The sequence below is a fragment of the Thauera sp. genome, from assembly GCF_035444905.1.
GTDB lineage: Bacteria > Pseudomonadota > Gammaproteobacteria > Burkholderiales > Rhodocyclaceae > Thauera.
This window is the reverse complement of the sequence record NZ_DAOMPS010000040.1, coordinates 22,776-39,952: the sequence shown is the minus strand read 5'-3', so window position 1 is coordinate 39,952 and position 17,177 is coordinate 22,776. Positions and strand designations below refer to the sequence as shown.

The following is a 17,177-nucleotide window of genomic DNA, read 5'->3' as shown; positions in this document are numbered from 1 at the left end:
CCAGCGAGCTCTGCACGCTCATCATCGAGCGGTAGCCGGAATCGACGCGCTCGACTTCACGCGCGATGAGGCCGTAGGCGACGTAGTTGAGGCCGGCGCCGCCGTACTCGGTGGGGATGGTCGGGCCGAGCAGGCCCATCTCGCCCATCTCGCGGAAGATCGCCGGGTCGGTGCTCTCGTTACGGAAGGCGTCCTGCACGCGCGGCAGCAGCTTGCCCTGGGAATAGGCCTGGGCGGCGTCGCGGATCATGCGTTCGTCTTCGGTCAGTTGCAGGTCCAGCAACAGCGGGTCGTCCCATCTGAATTCGTTGCTCATGTGTCTCTCCTTTACGGGTCTTGGATGCGGCGGCGGCGAAGCCTCAGCCGTTGTGGGCCCGGATCATGTTGCGGGCAATGACGAGTTGCTGGATCTGGGTGGTGCCTTCGAACAGGCGGAACAGGCGCACGTCGCGGTAGAAGCGCTCGATGCCGTATTCGGCCAGGTAGCCCGCGCCGCCGAATATCTGCACCGCGCGGTCGGCAATGCGGCCGCAGGCCTCGGAGGCGAACATCTTGGCGCACGAGGCCTCGGTGCCGACGTCCAGGCCCTGGTCGCGGCGGCGGGCGGCGTCGAGCACCATGCAGCGCGCGGCGTAGAGCTCGGCCTTGCTGTCGGCGAGCATGGCCTGGATGAGCTGGAACTCGGCGATCGGCTTGCCGAACTGCTTGCGCTCGCAGGCATAGCGCAACGCGTCTTCGAGCATGCGCTCGGCGACGCCGACCGAGATCGCGGCGATCGCGATGCGGCCCTTGTCGAGCACCTTCATCGCGGTCTTGAAGCCGACGCCCTCGCGCCCGCCGATCAGGTTGGCGGCCGGCACGCGGCAGTCCTCGAAGATCACGTCGCAGGTGTGCGAGCCCTTGTGGCCCATCTTCTCGTCCGGGTTGCCCAGCGACAGGCCGGGCGTGCCGCGCTCGACGATGAAGGCTGAGATGCCGTCGGCACCCTTCTTGGCCGGGTCGGTGCGCGCCATCACGGTGAAGATGCTCGCCTCGGGGGCGTTGGTGATGTAGCGCTTGGTGCCGTTGAGCACGTAGAAGTCGCCGTCACGGATTGCCGTGGTGCGCAGGCTGGCGGCGTCCGAGCCGCTGTCCGGCTCGGTCAGCGCGAACGAGCCGATGTACTCGCCGGTCACCAGCCTGGGCAGGTAATGGGCTTTCTGCTCGGGCGTGCCGTCGATGACGATGCCCTGGCCGCCGATGCCGTTGTTGGTGGCGAACAGCGAGCGGAAGCACGGCGAGGTGTGGCCGATCTCGAAGGTCGCGAGCACCTCCTCCTCCATCGTCAATCCCATGCCGCCATGCTCTTCGGGGATGGACAGACCGAACAGGCCCAGCTCCTTCATCTCGGCGACGATGTCGTCGGGAATGCGATCGGTCTCGGCGACGATGTTTTCGGCCGGCACCAGGCGTTCGCGCACGAAGCGCGAAATCGTGTCCAGCAAGATGTTCAGTGTTTCCTGGTCGCGGATCATTCTTGTCTGTCTCCGTGGCGGTGGGCGTGTGGATGTCGAGGCAGGAGGTCGCGGCGCGGCACGAGTGAGGGGGAGAAGGCTCGTGCCGCGCCGTACCGCCTTAGCGCTGGTGCTTGCGGAACTCGGGCTTGCGCTTCTCGCGGAAGGCGTTGCCGCCTTCGGCCGACTCGGCGGTCTCGTAGTAAAGCTTGAGCGCGTGCATCGCCAGGCCGCCCATGCCGCGGATCATCTCGGTATCGACATTGAACGACTTCTTCGCCAGCGCGATCGCGGTCGGGCTCTTCTCGACGATCTCGTCGCACCACTTCTTCACTTCGGCGTCGAGCTCGGCCTGCGGCACCACCGCATTGACCAGGCCCATCTCCAGCGCCTGCTGCGCGGTGTAGCGGCGGCACAGGTACCAGATCTCGCGCGCCTTCTTCTCGCCGACCACGCGCGCCAGCAGCGCGGTGCCGAAGCCGGGGTCGACCGAGCCGACGCGCGGGCCGGCCTGGCCGAGTTGGGCGTTGTCCGAGGCGATCGCCAGGTCGCAGATCGTGACCAGCACGTTGCCGCCGCCGATGGCGTAGCCATTGACGCGGGCGATGACCGGCTTGGAGATGTCGCGGATTGCGCTCTGCACTTCCTCGATCGGCAGGCCGATCACGCCACGGCCGCCGTAGCCGCCGTCCTGCGTGCCCTGGTCGCCGCCGGTGCAGAAGGCCTTCTCGCCGGCACCGGTGAGCACGACCACGCCGATGCTCCTGTCGAAGTCCGCATCCTTGAAGGCGTGGATCATTTCCTCGCAGGTCTGGGCGCGGAAGGCGTTGAACTGCTTCGGACGGTTGATGGTGATGGTGGCGATGCCGTCGGCCTTGGTGTAGAGAATGTCTTCGTATTGCATGCTCTCGATTCCTTGAATTTGAGTAGTGGGGACAGGACGGGCTTAGCCAGCCATCGTCAGGCCGCCGGAGGCGCTGATGATCTGACCGGTGATGAACGAGGCTTCATCGCTCGACAGGAAGACGACGATGCCGGCCAGGTCATCCGGCTGGCCGAGGCGGCCGAAGGGGATCGCCTTGGTGAGCGCGTCCTTGAGCCTCTCGCCCTTCTCGCCCTCGCCGGCGAAATCGCGGAACAGCGCGGTGTCGGTCGGGCCGGGGCACACGACGTTGACGTTGATCTGCTTGCGCGCCAGTTCGCGCGCCAGGGTCTTCGAGAACGACACCAGGCCGCCCTTGCAGAAGGCATACACGGACTCGCCCGAGGAGCCGACGCGGGCGGCGTCGGAGGCGACGTTGACCACCCGGCCGCGACCGCGCTCGGACATGCCGGGCAGCACCGCGTGGTGCATGTACAGCGCGCCATACAGGTTCACCGCGACGATCTTTTCCCATAGCGCCTTGTCGGTCTTCAGGAACGGCGCGGCGTGATCCCAGCCGGCGTTGTTCACCAGCACGTCGGTCGCACCGAGCGCGGCTTCGGCCGCCTTCACCGCCGCGATCACCGATTCCTGGCTGGTCAGATCGACGACGAAGGCCTGCGCCTTGCCGCCGGCGTCACGGATGCCGGCGGCGACCGTCGCGGCGGCGTCCTTGTTGATGTCGAACACCGCCACCGCCGAACCTTCCTCGGCGAAACGACGGCAGATCGACGAACCAATGCCGCCGCCGCCACCGGTGACGATCACAACCTTGTCCTTGAGTCCTTTCATGTCCCTGCTCCTTTGGTGAGATGCTTTGCCGGCGCGCCGGCCGGGTGCGCCCGCAAGGCGCCGATGCTGTTGATCTGGGGAACCCGGCCGCGACCGGGCTTGATTCGGGTACGGCTGCGTCAGATGCGGTACTGGGCGATCTTCTGACGGCCGATGATCATCTTCATGATGTTCGCGGTGCCGTCGCCGATCTGCAGGCCCATGACATCGCGGTAGCGCTGACCGAAGTCGTAGTCGCCGCCGTAGCCGCCGTGGCCGTGCGTCAGCAGGCACTGGTGGATGATGTCGCAGGCCAGCTTGGGCCCCCACCACTTGCACATCGCCGCCTCGGCGGTGTGCGGCAGCTCGTTGTCCTTGAGCCAGAGCGTGCGCAGGCACAGCATCCGGCAGGCCTCGTACATGGTCTCGGCCTCGGCGAGCGGGAAGCTGACGCCCTGGAATTCGCCGATCGGCTTGCCGAAGGCTTCGCGTTCCTGCACATAGCGCCAGGTCTCGTCGAGCGAGGCACGCGCCACGCCCATGCACTGCAGGCCGATCAGCGCGCGGCTGTAGTCGAAGCCCTGCATGACCTGGATGAAGCCCTGGCCTTCGTCGCCGAGCATCATGTGGCGACCGATGCGCACCCCGTCGAAGAAGATCGAGCCGCGGCCGACCGGACGCGTGCCGATGTCGTCGAAGGTGGTCCGCGACACACCGGGCAGATCCATCGGCACCAGGAAGGCGCTGATGCCGCGAGCGCCGTCGGCCTCGCTGCCGGTGCGGGCGAACACCACCGCCACGTCGGCCTGGGTCGCCATCGAGATCGAGGTCTTCTCACCCGACAGCACGAAGTCGTTGCCGTCGCGCACCGCCTTGAGCTTGAGGCGAGCGGCGTCGGAACCGGCGCTCGGCTCGGTCAGGGCGATCGCGATCGTCTTGCGCCCGGCAACCACCTCGGCCAGCCAGGCGCGCGCCTCGTCGGAGCGGCCGTGCGTGGCCACGATCTGGCCGCACAGCGACACCAGCAGATTGACGTAGGAGACGTTGAAGTCGCCGTAGGCGATCTGCTCGAGCAGCAGGCCGCTGCTGACACAGCCCACGCCCAGCCCGCCCTTCTCTTCCGGCAGCTCGGGGCCGAGCAGGCCCATGTCGCCCATTTCCAGAATGATCTCGCGCTCGACGCGCTCGGCCTTTTCGCGAGCCTTGTAGCCCGACGCCAGACGTTCGCGGGCATAGCGACCCGCCATATCGACCAGCGCCTGCTGCTCGGAACTCAGACTGAAATCCATCGCCTGCTCCCTGTTCGTTGTGAGTGAGGCCATTCTGGGGGAGGCAATTTTATCTGTCAATATCTTTACTCATTTTCATGAAGCTCGAGATCAGAACCTCCATTCCCATGAAGATATAAATTATTATCGTCATGTTTTAGTTATGTTTTTTTAGCTTAACGCTTGTGCGTCGCACAATAATCTATCTGGCCATCAGTTTTTTTAGTGCAATCTATTGACTTATAGAAGCCCTACCGATAGCTTTGCGCTGCCTTGACGGCGACCGTCCACATGAACAGATGAGAATGGAGCGAGACATGCACAACCAGACCACAATCCAGCAGGCCAAACCCGCCCGCGCGCAGTTCGGCGCCCCCACCCGCCTCGCCTGCGCCCTCGCCCTCATGGGTGTGGTGAGCGCGCCTGCCTACGCTGCGATCAGTGACGACGTGGTCAAGATCGGCGTGCTCACCGACATGGCCGGCACCTATGCCGACTTCACCGGCCAGGGCTCGGTGATCGCTGCGCAGATGGCGCTGAAGGACTTCTCCGCCGACGGCACGGTGCTGGGCAAGAAGATCGAGATCGTCAGCGCCGACCACCAGAACAAGGCCGACATCGGCGCCGAGCGCGCGCGCAGCTGGATCGACCGCGACAAGGTCGACGTCATCACCGAGCTGGTCACCACCAACGTCGCGCTGTCGGTGATGGACGTCGTCGCGCAGAAGAACAAGATCGCGCTGGTTTCGGGCGCAGCCTCGCTACCCATTACCAACGAGCGCTGCAACGCCAACACCGTGCACTGGGTGTACGACTCCTACGGTCTCGCCGCCGGCACCGCCAAGGCCATGGTCAACGCCGGCAAGAAGAACTGGTACTTCATCGCCGCCGACTACGCGGCCGGCGAAGCCATGATGAACGGCGCCGCCAGCGTGGTGACCGCCAACGGCGGCAAGGTGGTCGGCTCGACCAAGCACCCCTTCCCGAACGCGGATTTCTCCTCCTTCCTGCTCAGCGCGCAGGCCTCGCGGGCCGACGTCATCGCGCTCGCCAACGGCGGCCAGGACACCATCACCGCGATCAAGCAGGCCTCCGAGTTCGGCATCACCGCCGCCGGCCAGACCCTGGTGCCGATCGTGCTCTTCATCAACGACGTCCACGCCCTCGGTCTCGAGACGGCGCAAGGCCTGACGCTGACCGAAGGCTTCTACTGGGACCGCGACGACAAGACGCGCGCCTTTGCCCGCCGCTTCTTCGAGCAGGCCAAGAAGATGCCGAGCATGGCCCAGGCCGGCGTGTACTCCTCGGTGCTGAACTACCTGAAGGCGGTCGAGGCGACAGGCACCGACGATGCCACCGCGGTGATGCAGTACCTGAAGTCCACCGAGATCGATGACGGCCTATTCAAGGGCCAGATCCGCGCCGACGGCAAGTTCGCCCACGACATGCTGCTGCTCGAGGTCAAGAAGCCGAGCGAATCCAAGGAGCCGTGGGATTACTACCACGTCCGTGCCGTGATCCCCGCCAGCGACGCCGCCCTGCCGCTGTCGCAGTCCAAGTGCCCGCTGGTCCAGCAGTAAGGCGGAACTCATCAGGAGAACAGCATGAACTTCGATCCCGTACTGCTGGCCCCGCGCCTGGGGCCGATGAAGGCCGCCGGATTCTGGCGTGATGAGACCATCAACGTCTTCTTCCAGCGCGCCCTCGAGCGCTTCCCGGACAAGACGGCGCTCGTGTCCTATCGTCAGGGCGAGGCCGAGCCGACCCGCCTGAGCTATCGCGAACTCGATCGCCGCGCAGACCTCATCGCGCGTGGCCTGGTTGCGCTGGGTGTTGGGCGGTCCGACGTGGTGACCTTCCAGCTCCCGAACAGCTGGGAATTCATTGCCCTCGCGCTGGCCTGCGCCCGCATCGGTGCGGCGGCCAACCCGGTGATGCCGATCTTCCGCCAGAACGAGCTGAACTTCATGCTCAACTTCGGCGAATCGAAGGTCTTCATCGTGCCGAAGACCTTCCGCAACTTCGACTACGAGGCGATGGCCGTCGAGATGCTTCCCGGCCTGCCGCATCTCAAGCAGCTGGTGGTGATCGGCGGCGAGGGCGCAAACAGCTTCGACAAGCTGCTGATGCGCGCGGACACCCCGCCGCTCGCCACCGCCGGCCTCGAGCCCGACGACGTGCTGCTGCTGATGTACACCTCGGGCACCACTGGCGAGCCCAAGGCGGTGATGCACACCTCGAACACGCTGTTCTCCAACCTGCACGCCTACATCAAGGCAATGGAGCTGAGCGAGTCGGACATCGTGCTCGGCGCCTCGCCGATGGCCCACCTCACCGGCTATGGCTTCCTCGCCATGGTGCCGCTGATCCTGAATTCGACGGTCGTCCTGCAGGACGTGTGGGATCCCAAGCAGGCATTGCAGATCGCCCGTGCCGAAGGCGTCACCTTCAGCATGGCCTCGGCGGCTTTCGTCGGCGACCTGTGCCTGGCGGTCGAGAACGGCGAGGCGCCGGTGCCGAGTTTCAACAAGTTCAGTTGCGCAGGGGCGCCGATTCCGCCGGTCGTCATCGAGCGCGCCTACCGCCTGATGGGCATGCGCGTCAGCTCGGCCTGGGGCATGACCGAGTGCGGCGCCGTCACCGTCACCGAGCCGGCGCGCGCACTGGAGAAATCCGGCGTCTCCGACGGTCGGCCGGTGCCCGGCATCGAGATCCGCGTCATCGACGCCAACGGCAACCTGCTCCCGGCCGGTGAAACCGGCGAGTTGCAGATCCGCGGCGCCTCGCTGTTCGCCGGCTACCTCAAGCGCCCGCACCTGAACGCCACCTCCGAGGACGGCTGGTTCGACACCGGCGACCGCGCCTTCATCGACGACGAGGGCTACCTGCGCATCAACGGCCGCAGCAAGGACATCGTCATCCGCGGCGGCGAGAACATCCCGGTCATGGAAGTCGAGAACCTCCTCTACAAGCACCCGGCGATCCAGGCCTGCGCGGTGGTCGGCTACCCGGACAAGCGCCTCGGCGAACGTGCCTGCGCCTTCGTCATGCTGAAGCCGGGCGCCCGGTTCAGCTTCGAGGAGATGGTGCGCCATCTCGACGAACAGAAGCTGACCAAGCAATACGCCCCCGAGCGCCTCGAGATCGTCGACAGCATGCCGGCGACGCCGAGCGGCAAGCTGCAGAAGTTCAAACTGCGCGAGATGGCCAAGCAGTTCGCCGACGCGCAATGAGTGGCCACGGAGAAAACCGCATGAAATCTGTGATCCTCGTCGAAACCCTCAACCGGGTCGGCCTCATCCGCCTGAACCGCCCCGAGGTCCATAACGCCCTCAACGACGAGCTGATGAACGCGCTGTCGGCCGCGCTCGATGGCTTCGAGGCCGACGACAACGTCGGCTGCGTGGTCATCACCGGCTCGGACAAGGCCTTCGCCGCCGGCGCCGACATCGCCGCGATGCAGGCCTGGGGCTACATGGATGTGTACAAGTCCAACTTCATCAGCCGCAACTGGGAGCGCCTGAAGACCTTCCGCAAGCCGGTCATCGCCTCGGTGTCCGGCGTGGCGATGGGCGGCGGCTGCGAGCTGGCGATGATGTGCGACCTGGTGTTCGCCGCCGACACGGCCAGGTTCGCCCTGCCCGAGGTCAAGCTCGCGGTGATCCCCGGCGCCGGCGGCACGCAGCGCATGCCCCGCGCGGTGGGCAAAGCCAAGGCCATGGACCTGGTGCTGACCGGTCGCATCATGGACGCCGCCGAAGCCGAACGCAGCGGCCTGGTTTCGCGCGTCTACCCCGCCGACAAGGTGCTGGAAGAAGCCATCTCCGCCGCGGTGGAGATCGCCAAGCAGTCACTGCCGGTGCTGATGATGCTCAAGGAGTCGGTCAACCGCGCCTTCGAGAGCCCGCTCAACGAAGGCCTGCTGTTCGAGCGCCGCACACTGCACGCCACCTTCGCGCTCGCCGACCAGAAGGAAGGCATGGCGGCCTTCCTCGACAAGCGCAGCCCGCGCTTCGAGAACCGCTGAGGGTGATTGCGGGGTCGGCGGATCGATCGAACTCGGGATGCCGATCCTTGACGGCGGCTCGACTGGGGTGATCGTACCAAGCCGCCGCCCGATGTTCCTGCAGGCGGGCCTTCAGCTCATGCGCCCGAGCTTGCGGTAAAGCGTGTTGCGACTCACCCCGAGGCGGCGCGCGGCGGCCGACACGTTGCCCTTGACTTCGTGCATCACCGCGGCAATGGCCTCGAGCTCGAGTTCGTCCAGGCTGCGCGTGGCGGCCGGATCGGCCGGCGCCGGGGCGGCCGGCGCCACCGTGCCCGGCGTCGATGACGCACACGGCTCCAGGCGCTCGCTGGCGGAGTCGACTCCGAACAGCTCCTCGGGCAGGTGCGCCGAATCGATCTCGTCCTCATCGTCGTCGAGCAAGGCGGCGGCTACCCGAATCACGCTGTGCAGCTGGCGGATGTTGCCCGGCCAGGGGTAGGTCTCGAAGAATCGTCGCACCTCGGCGCTGATCGTGATCGCACTGCGCCCCGAATCCTGCGCCTCGGCCTGCAGCAGGCGATCGACCAGGGTGGACACGTCGCTGCGCTCGCGCAGCGGCGGCAGCGTGACGGTCAGCCCATTGACGCGGTAATACAGATCCTCGCGAAACTCGCCGTTGGCCACCGCATCGCGCAGCACGCGGTGCGTGGCACAGACCAGCGAGATATCCACCGGAATCGCCTTCATGCCGCCCACCGGTGTCACGCTGCGCTCCTGCAGCACGCGCAGCAGGCGGGTCTGCATCGCCAGCGGCATGTCGCCGATCTCGTCGAGGAAGAGCGTGCCGCCGTGGGCCTGCTGCACCTTGCCGATCGCCCCCTCGCGGCGCGCACCGGTAAACGCGCCGCCCACGTAGCCGAACAGCTCGGACTCGATCAGGTGCTCGGGGATGGCGGCGCAGTTCAAGGGCACGAAAGGACCGTCGGCACGCGCACTCGAGTTGTGGAAGGCGCGTGCGAACAATTCCTTGCCCACTCCGGATTCGCCCTGGATCAGCAGCGGGATGTCCTTGCCCCCCACCCGTCTGGCGCGATCGATGGCGCGCTGCAGGCGCTCATCGCCCGTCGCCAGGGATTCGAGCGTCAAGCGGAGCTCGCCGCTGCGATCGCCGCCCTTGGCGCTCACCCCTGGCTGTACGCGTGCGCGCGCTTCGCCCACCTCGACCAGTCCGGCGTTGGTGAGCACCAGCGGGCGCATGCTGCGCACCTGCACGTAGAGCTCCCCGCCCTGCTTCATGCCGAGGCGGATGAGTGCGCTGGAGCTTGCCTGCGCCCGATCGAGAATGGCACCGAAGCTGAGCCGGAACAGGTCGCTGAAATTGGGCGCGCCGGCGTCGCCGGACTGCGTCGACAGCCATTCGCGCGCGGCCGGGTTGGCGCCGAGGATGGTGCCATCCGGGCTGAGCGCGATCAGCCCTTCCTGCAGGCTGCCGATGTATTCCGGCCGCGGGTGGAAGGCAATCAGGATGTCCTTGGCGAACTCGGACTCGAACAGGCGCTTCTCGAGCAGTTGCACCGACAGGCGGACCAGGCCGAGGGTATGCCGCTGCGGATTGCGGTAGTCGCCGGAAATGTCGAACACACCTGCCATGCGACCGTGGGCGTCCAGGATGGGCGACGCGCAGCAGGCAAGGAAGACGTTGCGGTCCAGGTAGTGCTCGGAGCCGAAGATCTCGACCGGCGTACGCTCCTGCAGTGCCGTGCCGATGCCGTTCGTCCCCAGTCGCGTCTCGGTCCAGCAGGCGCCCGGTTGCAGCGCAACGCGCTGGGCGCGATCGACGAAGGAGGCATCGCCGAGGCTGTGGATGATCATGCCATCGGGATCGGCAAGGATGACCATGCTGCCCGAGGCGCGGATCTGCTCGAACACGTGTTCCATCACGCCGCTGGCGAGATCGAGCAGCTTGGTGCTCTGGTTGCGCGACTCCTCGAGCTGACCGCGGCTGGCCACCTCGACGCTGCCACCGCCACGGTGATCCAGGCCGGACTCGCGGCAGCGCTCCCACGAGCGCAGGATCAGCGGCGAAACATCGTCTTCCGGCAGCACCCCGCGGTTGAAAAATTTTTCGCGCGCGACGGCAATTCGATCCTCGCGCGCCACCTTCAACTGCGGCACAGCAGCCATGTCGGTCTTCCTCCGTATGCTCCCGAAAAGCATGGTTTCGGGATGCGACTTATATTTATGTTCAAAAAAGTAGCACCTGCCCAAGATTGAAGCAAATGCAGATGAACAATGGCCGGCATCAAGCTGGGCTATGCCCGCCGCCCACCCTCACCCCGCAACCCGACGGACAGCGCGCGCCCCACGACAAAGGCGCCTCAAGCCGCGCAAGGACGCGCCTCCCAATTCTGGCACAAGGCTTGCAATGAAAGGAGTCACGCCAGCCCTGCTCGCCGTCGATCCACAGCGCAAACCGAAAACCACCAAGGAGGCGTCCATCATGAGTGCCTGTCCCCTGCCCACCGACTCGGTCCTACGTCGTCACTTCGAGCAGCTCGCGTCCACCGTCGGACTCGCCGCCCCGCCCCAGGATTCCGTGCAACTGCGTCATTACCGACAGTTGCTCGAGGCACGACTCGCCCAGGCGACCTCTTCCGCTGCAGCCCCGGCAGCCGCCGCAGCACCTGCGGCCACTGCGCGCACCAGCGCAGCCACACCGCCAAAGCCGGCCGCAGCCGCTGAGCGCCCGGCCACCGCTTCGGCGACGGCGACGGCCCAGAGCGCGGCGCCCCGTGCGCCGCAGTCGCAACCCAGCCCTGCGCCCCGGCAGCCTCCCCAGGCGCCGAGCAAGGGCTGGTTCGCCAGCCTGCTCGATCGCATCCTTGGGCGCTGAGCCCACTCCCTTCAAACCACCAGGCACGCCCGGGAAGCCCAATCACGATGGCCCAATCGATTCTCTCCGGCATTTCGCCCGCGTCGACAGTTGCTGCGACGCGGCGTACACGCGCCACGCAGCGCGGTCGCCAGCTCGATCCCGCCGCCCTGAGCGAGATCGAGCACCTGCTCGGAGATCGCAGCCGCGCCCGCGACATGCTCATCGAGCATCTGCACGCCGTGCAGGACGCCCGGGGACATCTGTCGATGGCTCACTTGCGCGCGCTGGCGCACTGGATGAACCTGCCGATGGCTGCCGTCTATGAGACGGCTACGTTTTACGCCCACTTCGACATCGTCCGCGACGGCGAAATTCCGCCACCGGCGGTAACGATCCGCGTCTGCGATTCGCTGTCCTGCCAGCTCGCCGGCGCGCAGGCCCTGCAGTCGGCACTGGCGCAGGCGATCGATCCCGAGCAGGTGCGCGTGGTGCGCGCACCCTGCATGGGGCGCTGCGACGCGGCACCGGTGGTCGAGGTGGGTCACCGCCACCTTGGCGACGCCACGCCAGCGGCGGTGTGCACCCTCCTGGCGAGCCAGGATCTGCACCCCGTGCCGATCGACTGGCAGCGCCTCGACGCTTACCGCAGCGAGGGCGGTTACGGCCTGCTCGCTCAGGCCCGCGGCGGCGAGGTCAGCGTCGAACAGCTCAGCGGCGTGCTCGAGCAGGCCGGGCTGCGCGGCCTGGGCGGGGCAGGCTTTCCGACCTTCAAGAAATGGGCCTTCGTGCGCGCCGAACCCGCGCCGCGCTACATGGTGATCAACGCCGACGAGGGCGAGCCCGGCACCTTCAAGGACCGCCACTACCTGGAGCAGTCCCCGCACCGCTTCCTGGAAGGCGCACTCATCAGCGCCTGGGCGGTCGATGCCACCGCGCTCTACATCTACCTGCGCGACGAATACCCCGGCCTGCACGCGGTGCTGCGCGAGGCGATCGCCGAGGTCGAGGCGACCGGCCTCGCCGCGCCCGGCTTCATCCACCTGCGCCGCGGCGCCGGCGCCTACATCTGCGGCGAGGAATCCGCCCTCATCGAATCGCTCGAGGGCAAGCCCGGCAAGCCGCGCCATCGCCCACCCTTCGTCGCGCAGAAGGGCCTGTTCGACCGCCCGACGCTGGTGAACAACGTCGAGACGGTGTATTGGATTCCGCTGCTGTGGCAGCGCGGCGCCGACTGGTTCGCAAGCCAGGGCCGTCACGGCCGCAAGGGCCTGCGCAGCTTCTCGGTGTCCGGCCGGGTGAGCAAGCCCGGCGTGCACCTCGCGCCGGCCGGCATCACCTTGCAGGAACTGGTCGACGAATACTGCGGCGGCATGCTGGCCGGTCACCGCCTGCTCGCCTACCTGCCCGGCGGCGCTTCGGGCGGCATCCTGCCGGCGAGCAAGGCAGACCTGCCGCTCGACTTCGACACCCTGCAGCCGCATGGCTGCTTCATCGGCTCGGCCGCGGTGGTGGTGATCTCCGACCAGGACGAGCTGCGCGCGGTGGCACAGAACCTGATGGCCTTCTTCGCCGACGAGTCCTGCGGCCAGTGCACGCCCTGCCGCGTCGGCACCGAAAAGATGCTCGGCCTGCTCGAACGCGACGACTGGGACCCCGACCAGCTCCAGCGCCTTGCCCAGGTCATGCAGGACGCCTCGATCTGCGGCCTCGGCCAGGCCGCGCCCAACCCGGTTACCAGCCTGCTGCGCTTCTTCCCGGCCGAACTGGCAAGACAGGGCATCCGCCTGCGCCCGGCCGCCGCCAACACGGAATCCGCCTGATGAGCACGTTTGCCTCCGCGCCCACCGCTTCTTCCCTCTCTCCGGCTCCCTCCTTGACTGCACCGCTGGACGCCTTCGAGATCACCCTCGATGGCGTCCGCGTGCAGGCTTTTTTGGGTGAGACCCTGTGGCAGGTCGCCAAGCGCGCCGGCGAGCGCATCCCGCACCTGTGCTTCAAGGACGCGCCCGGCTACCGTGCCGACGGCAACTGCCGCGCCTGCATGGTCGAAATCGAGGGCGAACGCACCCTGGCCGCAAGCTGCATCCGGCCTGCCACGCCGGGCATGGTGGTGAAGAGCGCCTCGTCCGAGCGCGTGCGCGCCGCGCGTGAAGGCGTCATGGAGCTGCTGCTCGCCGACCAGCCGGCGCGCGCCGACAGCCCCGACCGCGCCAGCCACTTCTGGGAGATGGTCGACCTGATGGCGCTCGACATCGACGCGCCGGACGCCCCTCACAGCCGCCTGCCGCAGCGCCGCGCGGCCCCGACCCCGCCCGACACCTCTCACACCGCGATGCACGTCAGCCTCGACGCCTGCATCGAGTGCAACCTGTGCGTACGCGCCTGCCGCGAAGTACAGGTCAACGACGTCATCGGCCTCGCCCACCGCGGCGCGGCGTCGAAGATCGTGTTCGACTTCGACGACCCGATGGGCGACAGCACCTGCGTGGCCTGCGGCGAATGCGTGCAGGCCTGTCCCACCGGCGCACTGATGCCCAGCCGCATCGTCGATCAGCACGGCCGCGGTGACTCGGCCTGCGCAGACCGCAAGGTCGATTCGGTCTGCCCCTACTGCGGCGTCGGCTGCCAGCTCACCTACCACGTCAAGCACGACAAGATCGTCTTCGTCGAGGGCCGCAACGGGCCGTCGAACGAGAACCGCCTGTGCGTGAAGGGCCGCTTCGGCTTCGACTACCCCAACCACGTGTCGCGGCTCACCGTGCCGCTGATCCGCCGCGAAGGCGTGCCGAAAGGACTCGACCCCGACTTCGACCCCGCCAAGCCGCTCACCCACTTCCGCGCCGCGAGCTGGGACGAGGCGCTGGACCTTGCCGCCGCCGGCCTGCGCCGCCTGCGCGACACGCACGGCCCCGACGCGCTCGCCGGCTTCGGCAGCGCCAAGTGTTCGAATGAAGAGGCCTGGCTGTTCCAGAAGCTGGTGCGCACCGGCTTCCGTTCGAATCACGTCGATCACTGCACCCGGCTGTGCCACGCCAGCTCGGTCGCGGCGCTGATCGAGTGCATCGGCTCGGGCGCGGTCACCGCCTCCTTCATGCAGGCGCAGCAGGCCGACGTCATCATCCTCACCGGCTGCAACCCGACGGTGAACCACCCGGTCGCCGCCACCTATTTCAAGCAGGCGGCCAAGCGCGGCACCAAGCTCATCGTGCTCGACCCGCGCGGCATCACCATGGGTGCCTACGCCCACCGCATGGTGCGCTTCACCCCGGGCAGCGACGTGTCCTTGCTGAACGCCATGCTCAACGTCATCGTCACCGAGCACCTGTACGACGAGGACTACATCGCCGCCCACACCGAGGGCTTCGAGGCGCTCAAGGCCCACGTCGCGGCGATGACGCCCGAGGCCATGGCGCCCGCCTGCGGCGTCGCCGCCGACGAGATCCGCGACATCGCCCGCCTCTACGCCAAAGCCGAGCGCGCGATGATCTTCTGGGGCATGGGCATCTCGCAGCACACCCACGGCACCGACAACGCCCGCTGCCTGATCTCGCTCGCGCTCGCCACCGGCCACATCGGCCGCCCCGGCACCGGCCTGCACCCGCTGCGCGGGCAGAACAACGTGCAGGGCGCGTCCGACGCCGGCCTCATCCCGATGGTTTTCCCCGACTACCAGCCGGTGGGCGACGCGCAGATCCGCGCCGCTTTCGAGGAGCTGTGGAACACGCCGCTCGCCGACAAACCCGGCCTCACCGTGGTCGAGATCGTGCACGCCATCCACGCCGGCACCATTCGCGGCATGTACATCCAGGGCGAGAACCCGGCGATGTCCGACCCCGACCTCGATCATGCGCGCGGCGCGCTCGCCAAACTCGAACACCTGGTCGTGCAGGATCTTTTCGTCACCGAGACCGCACAGTTCGCCGACATCATCCTGCCCGCCTCGGCCTGGGCCGAGAAGGACGGCACCGTCACCAACACCAACCGCCAGGTGCAGATGGGCCGCGCCGCCGTGCCCCTGCCCGGCGACGCCCGTCCCGACTGGTGGATCATCCAGGAGATCGCCCGCCGCCTTGGTCTCGACTGGCACTACACCCACCCGCGCGACGTCTTCGCCGAGATGAAGCGTGGCATGCACTCACTCGACCACATCAGCTGGGAACGCCTGGACGCCGAGGAATCCGTCACCTACCCCTGCCCCGCCGACGACGCCCCGGGCCTGGACGTGGTCTTCGGCGATCGCTTCCCCACCGCCAGCGGCCGCGCGCGCTTCCGGCCGACGGTGCCGCTACCGCCCGACGAACCGATCGACGACGCCTGGCCCACCGTGCTCATCACCGGCCGCCAGCTCGAACACTGGCATACCGGCTCGATGACCCGCCGCGCCAGTGTGCTCGACGCGCTGGAGCCGGCCGCGGTGGCCACGCTCGCCCCCACCGAACTCGCCCGCCTCGGCCTCGAACCCGGCGCCGCGCTGACCATCGAGACCCGCCGCGGCCGCATCACGCTCACCGCCCGCACCGACCCGCTGATGCCCGAAGGCATGGTCTTCGTACCCTTCTGCTACGTGGAAGCGGCGGCCAACATGCTGACCAATCCGGCGCTCGACCCGTACGGCAAGATTCCGGAGTTCAAATACGCGGCCTGCAGGCTGACGGGGGGTTGAAACCAGTTGCTCGAAGCTCCGTCATTGCGATCGCCTGCCGCCGAGCCTATGATGTGTATCAATCATCAAAGGAATACACATCGTGCGCACCAACATCGAAATCGACGACCACCTGATGCAGGACGCCCTGCGCATGACCGGACTCAAGACCAAGCGTGAAGTGGTCGAAACCGGCCTGCGCAGCCTGCTGCGCCTGTGCGAGCAGCAGAGGATCCGGAGTCTGCGCGGTAAGCTCGACTGGCAGGGCGATCTCGACGCGATGAGGACCGACCGTTGATCCTGGTCGACTCCAGCGTCTGGATCGACTATTTCCGCGGAACGCCCACCCCGCAGGCGGACTTCCTCGACGCCCTGCTCGGCCGCGAGCCCATCCTCATCGGCGACCTCATCCTCGCCGAAGTCCTGCAAGGTTTCACCGGCGACCGCGACTTCGAGCAGGCAAGAACGCTACTCGGCGCGCTCGAGGTGCTCAACCTCGGCGGCGCCGCGATCGGCGTCCAGGCCGCGCGCAACTTCCGCACGCTGCGGGCACTCGGCATCACCGTCCGCAAGACCATCGACACCGTGATCGCCACGAGCTGCATCGAGCACGACCACGCATTGTTGTTCAGCGACCGTGACTTCGACCCATTCGTGCGCCACCTTGGCCTGCGCTCGGCAATGCGTGAAGCGTGATTCAGCCCCGGGCGACGCCTCCGCTCACTCCCGCCGCTGCACCACCAGATTCGCCACGTAGACCTGAACCGCCTCATCGTTCTGGTTCAGCGTCGTGACGCGAACCTTGACGATGCCCTGCTCCGGGCGCGACCTCGACGGGCGCACATCGAGCACCTCGATCTCGAGACGCAACTCATCCCCGGGCCGCGCCGGGCGCGGCCAGCGCAGTTCTTCCAGGCCGGCGCCGATCACCCCGCCGGCCGGGCGGAACTCGCTGTCCACCAGCAGCCGCATGGTGACCGCCGCCGTATGCCAGCCGCTGGCTGCGAGCCCGCGGAACAGTGTTGCCTGCGCCGCCGCCTCGTCGAGGTGGAAGGGCTGCGGGTCGAACTCGGCAGCAAAGGACCGGATCGCGTCGTGTTCGAGCGTGCGGCACCCCGAGCCGAATTTCTGGCCCACGGTCAGGTCGTCTAGGTAGTGAGGCTGTGTCATCGTCAAGGCTCCTTTGCCCGATCATCGTGTAGGTCTTGAATTCAGCCG

15 protein-coding genes are annotated in these 17,177 nt (G+C 67.2%); 8 read left to right on the top strand and 7 right to left on the bottom strand.

The window, feature by feature from the left end; all coding sequences use genetic code 11:
* From PLC66_RS16265 to aliB, 5 genes are all read right to left on the bottom strand, one after another.
* Positions 1-316: acyl-CoA dehydrogenase family protein (locus PLC66_RS16265; RefSeq protein ID WP_324542283.1), on the bottom strand; the 316-nt coding region annotated here is incomplete at its 3' end.
* Between the two features lie 43 nt (positions 317-359).
* A complete protein-coding gene (locus PLC66_RS16260) occupies positions 360-1,514 on the bottom strand; it encodes an acyl-CoA dehydrogenase family protein (protein WP_324542281.1) in 1,155 nt (384 codons plus the stop codon).
* A 100-nt stretch (positions 1,515-1,614) separates the two neighbouring features.
* Positions 1,615-2,397: a 2-ketocyclohexanecarboxyl-CoA hydrolase gene (badI, locus tag PLC66_RS16255; RefSeq protein ID WP_324542279.1), complete on the bottom strand. Its 783-nt coding sequence runs from the start codon at positions 2,395-2,397 to the stop codon at positions 1,615-1,617.
* A gap of 42 nt (positions 2,398-2,439) precedes the next feature.
* Complete coding sequence (gene badH, locus PLC66_RS16250; RefSeq protein ID WP_324542277.1) at positions 2,440-3,207, bottom strand: 2-hydroxycyclohexanecarboxyl-CoA dehydrogenase; 768 nt, start codon at positions 3,205-3,207, stop codon at positions 2,440-2,442.
* 119 nt (positions 3,208-3,326) lie between these two features.
* The gene (aliB, locus tag PLC66_RS16245) at positions 3,327-4,475 is read right to left on the bottom strand and encodes a cyclohexanecarboxyl-CoA dehydrogenase (RefSeq protein ID WP_324542275.1); all 1,149 of its coding nucleotides are present in this window, start codon (positions 4,473-4,475) and stop codon (positions 3,327-3,329) included.
* A gap of 296 nt (positions 4,476-4,771) precedes the next feature.
* On the opposite strand from aliB, the gene PLC66_RS16240 reads away from it, so the two are divergent.
* From PLC66_RS16240 to PLC66_RS16230, 3 genes are read left to right on the top strand one after another with little or no spacing between them, the layout of a single operon-like run.
* Positions 4,772-6,034: an ABC transporter substrate-binding protein gene (locus tag PLC66_RS16240; RefSeq protein WP_324542273.1), complete on the top strand. Its 1,263-nt coding sequence runs from the start codon at positions 4,772-4,774 to the stop codon at positions 6,032-6,034.
* 24 nt (positions 6,035-6,058) lie between these two features.
* Positions 6,059-7,687 carry a cyclohexanecarboxylate-CoA ligase gene (gene aliA, locus PLC66_RS16235; RefSeq protein ID WP_324542271.1) on the top strand — a complete coding sequence of 543 codons (1,629 nt, stop codon included), beginning with the start codon at positions 6,059-6,061 and terminating at the stop codon, positions 7,685-7,687.
* Between the two features lie 20 nt (positions 7,688-7,707).
* Positions 7,708-8,481, top strand: coding sequence for an enoyl-CoA hydratase (locus PLC66_RS16230; RefSeq protein WP_324542269.1), 774 nt, complete (start codon positions 7,708-7,710; stop codon positions 8,479-8,481).
* A 111-nt stretch (positions 8,482-8,592) separates the two neighbouring features.
* Here PLC66_RS16230 and PLC66_RS16225 read toward each other — a convergent pair whose 3' ends face one another.
* Positions 8,593-10,626 (bottom strand): sigma-54-dependent Fis family transcriptional regulator, encoded by a 2,034-nt coding sequence (locus PLC66_RS16225; protein WP_324542267.1) that lies wholly within the window; start codon positions 10,624-10,626, stop codon positions 8,593-8,595.
* Positions 10,627-10,942: 316 nt separating this feature from the next.
* Between PLC66_RS16225 and PLC66_RS16220 the strand changes: the two genes are divergently transcribed.
* From PLC66_RS16220 to vapC, 5 genes are all read left to right on the top strand, one after another.
* Complete coding sequence (locus PLC66_RS16220) at positions 10,943-11,335, top strand: hypothetical protein (protein WP_324542266.1); 393 nt, start codon at positions 10,943-10,945, stop codon at positions 11,333-11,335.
* Positions 11,336-11,382: 47 nt separating this feature from the next.
* A complete protein-coding gene (locus tag PLC66_RS16215) occupies positions 11,383-13,137 on the top strand; it encodes an NAD(P)H-dependent oxidoreductase subunit E (protein ID WP_324542264.1) in 1,755 nt (584 codons plus the stop codon).
* Positions 13,137-15,980 (top strand): formate dehydrogenase subunit alpha, encoded by a 2,844-nt coding sequence (gene fdhF / locus PLC66_RS16210; protein WP_324542262.1) that lies wholly within the window; start codon positions 13,137-13,139, stop codon positions 15,978-15,980. The genes PLC66_RS16215 and fdhF overlap by 1 nt, the downstream gene beginning before the upstream one ends.
* A gap of 82 nt (positions 15,981-16,062) precedes the next feature.
* Complete coding sequence (locus PLC66_RS16205) at positions 16,063-16,257, top strand: type II toxin-antitoxin system VapB family antitoxin (protein WP_324542260.1); 195 nt, start codon at positions 16,063-16,065, stop codon at positions 16,255-16,257.
* Positions 16,254-16,655 (top strand): type II toxin-antitoxin system VapC family toxin, encoded by a 402-nt coding sequence (vapC, locus tag PLC66_RS16200; RefSeq protein ID WP_324542258.1) that lies wholly within the window; start codon positions 16,254-16,256, stop codon positions 16,653-16,655. Before PLC66_RS16205 ends, vapC begins: the two co-directional genes overlap by 4 nt.
* A gap of 24 nt (positions 16,656-16,679) precedes the next feature.
* On the opposite strand, the gene PLC66_RS16195 is transcribed toward vapC, so the two are convergent.
* Positions 16,680-17,129: a MaoC family dehydratase gene (locus PLC66_RS16195; RefSeq protein ID WP_324542256.1), complete on the bottom strand. Its 450-nt coding sequence runs from the start codon at positions 17,127-17,129 to the stop codon at positions 16,680-16,682.
* Between the last annotated feature and the right edge of the window lie 48 nt (positions 17,130-17,177).